We start from the raw sequence: 2,653 nt of genomic DNA, 5'->3' as shown, positions 1-2,653 counted from the left end.
TTACTTTGGTCGGTAAATCAAAAGGATAAACTTTGACCTGCACCTTTTCCAGCTCAGGCGAAATTACAGAAAGAATGATGCACTAACTTTATAATCGTCGGTATTTTTTTGATGTTATTGAAAAAACTATAAGTCTCCACGTACAAAAAAGTTTGCCTTTGACTATTGGTTTTATTGATTTCGATAATTTTAAATCAATAAATGACACATACGGTCACCAAGCAGGTGATGAAGTATTAAAGGGGTTTTCAAAGATAGCTCAGACTTTCCTTAGGCGTGAAGATCTAATCTTTCGCTTTGGAGGCGAAGAGTTCGTTATTGTGTTTCAAGGTGTGAATGTTATAGATGCTAAGAATGCTTTAGTTAGGCTGCAAAGTGGAGTTAAAACTATGTTTATTAACCATGGTAATAAAGCGTTGAATTTTACATTTAGTGCCGGTGTGGTTGAGTTACATAAAAAATTGCCCATTAAAGATGTGATAAAGCAAGCTGATAAACTGCTATATAAAGCGAAAAAAGAAGGGAAAAGCCGTATTGAGTACTAGGTAAAATACGCTACCTACTCATTAAAATCACGTTCCAAACTAATGTTCAAATGGGTAGTGTTACTGGCTACTTAAGATTTAGACGGTAATAAAAAACTTTCCAGCTTTTGTGAAGATAATGGCTTCGAATAGCTATAACCTTGAAGCATGTCGACATTTTTAGACTTGCAGTATTCAACATGCTGCGTTGTTTCTACTCCCTCAGCAATAACCAAAAGATCTAGTTTATGCGCAACATCCACAATAGCTTCAAATATGGCACTATCTTTATTTCTGTATGGTGCATTGTCTACGAACGACTTATCGATCTTTAACGTGTTAACTGGGAGTTTATTTAAGTAACTTAAAGATGAATAGCCAGTCCCAAAATCATCAATAGCAATGTCTACACCTTGTACTTGAAGTAATGATAAGTTTTTTAGAAGTTCATCATCAGCTTCAATTAAGGCATGCTCTGTTAGCTCTAGTCCAATATCTGATGGGATAAGTTCATATATTTCAAGTAATTCAGAAAGCTGTGAAAAGAACTCCTTTTGGAGCAATTGCTTTCCTGAAATATTAATCAACATACGAACATCATTTATACCATTAGAACGCCATTTTTTTAGTTCTTTGAGGGCCATATGAAATATTAAGTTACCAATTGGGATCATGAGGCCGACTTTTTCAGCAATGGGGATAAATGTATTAGGAGTAGTATTGTTTTTATTTGCATTAGAATCCCAACGCAATAGGGCCTCACAAGCAACTATTTTTTCAGATTTAGCACAGTAGATGGGTTGATATACAAGGTGAAACTCTTCATGTATTAGTGACTCTCTGAGGTACTGTGATATCTCAATCTGAAAATGCGATCTATCGCTCATCGCTTTGTTATAAATCCTAAACTGACTACGTCCATTTTCCTTGGCGTCGTACATTGCGGTTTCAGCGCACTGTAATAAAGTTCTTACTGACTTTCCATCATTTGGAAAACGACAGATCCCGACACTAATTGAAGTAAAAATCAGTTGGTCATGCAGTTTTAAAGGTGAATTAAATGAATCAATCAAAAGCTGAGTTAATTTTTCATGATTTGATGAGGGCTCCGAACTCAAAATAACTATGAATTCATCAGCGCTAAAGCGAGCTATGTAGTCAGTTTTTTCTAATGGGGTAGAGAGGCGCTCAGAAACTTTAAGGAGTAATTCATCACCCGATTCATAGCCGAAAACATCATTCACATCTTTGAATCGATCTATATCGATAAATAGTAGAGAAAAGTCCTTTATACTGCTTGTTATAAGCTCATTAATAACTAACTCGATGGAATAACGATTCAAACAGTTAGTTATTGGATCATAAGACACCATTTTTTCCAAAGCTTTACGAACAGATACTTGCTCAGAAATATCAATATCTAAACAAAACATTTCAAACTCATCTCCCCTAGTTTTTAATAAAACATGAGATGAAAAAACAGGCACCGGCTGACCCTTAATATTTTGTAAAGTTAATTCGGATGATGGAATGGGAATGTTGTGTTCAAGCCAATTTTTATGTGCTTCAATGACATCCTTTTTCATTGAAGGAGGGATGATCAAATCTTCTAGTTTTTTTCCTAAAGCTTCTGTTTGAGTGTACCCATATAGAAAGGTACTTGCTTTATTCCAATAAATTACTTCACGATGTCGATTGTAGCCTTGAACAGCTACTTTTGAGAGTGATTCAATGAGCTCTAAGAAGCGAACGTCAGGCAAGTTTGTTGAAGGACTGAAGGTTGAGTTAGTTTCAAAGTTGTTCTCTTTCATTACTGCTATTAGTTCACCTTAGCGTCATACTAAAATAAGCCTAGGAAAGAGTTCTTTTTCAGTCAAGTTTCCATTTGTAGTGTTGTGGTCAACTAATTCACTGTCCGGAATTAGTTGACCACAACAATGGGTGATTATGTCGACATGGTGGACTTTTACACCAAAGAAAATGTTTTTACTTACCTAAGGATGCTCGCTGGTCGTTTATTCAAAAACAAGCTAAACAAGGGTAAGCGTAACTAATAGCACACATTAACGGTAATTGGTTTTCTCGGGTGGATCAATTTTGTTGACCATTTAACCGGCCAAGTAATTGGC

The 2,653-nt window shown here is 35.7% G+C and carries 1 protein-coding gene and 1 pseudogene; one reads left to right on the top strand and one right to left on the bottom strand.

Translation table 11 applies throughout. The annotated features are described in order from the left end of the window. Positions 1-98: 98 nt before the first annotated feature. Positions 99-545: pseudogene (locus AN394_RS21025) on the top strand (GGDEF domain-containing protein); the annotation flags it as partial. A 71-nt stretch (positions 546-616) separates the two neighbouring features. On the opposite strand, the gene AN394_RS21020 reads toward AN394_RS21025, so the two are convergent. Next, the gene (locus tag AN394_RS21020; RefSeq protein WP_055022506.1) at positions 617-2,335 is read right to left on the bottom strand and encodes an EAL domain-containing protein; all 1,719 of its coding nucleotides are present in this window, start codon (positions 2,333-2,335) and stop codon (positions 617-619) included. Between the last annotated feature and the right edge of the window lie 318 nt (positions 2,336-2,653).

Source organism: Pseudoalteromonas sp. P1-26, assembly GCF_001401795.1.
Lineage (GTDB): Bacteria > Pseudomonadota > Gammaproteobacteria > Enterobacterales > Alteromonadaceae > Pseudoalteromonas.
This window is presented reverse-complemented; position numbering and strand designations above follow the sequence as displayed.

Bases quoted from the DNA above. Each gene is read 5' to 3' on its own strand.
- AN394_RS21020 (WP_055022506.1), bottom strand. From the start codon at position 2,335: ATGAAAGAGAACAACTTTGAAACTAACTCAACCTTCAGTCCTTCAACA.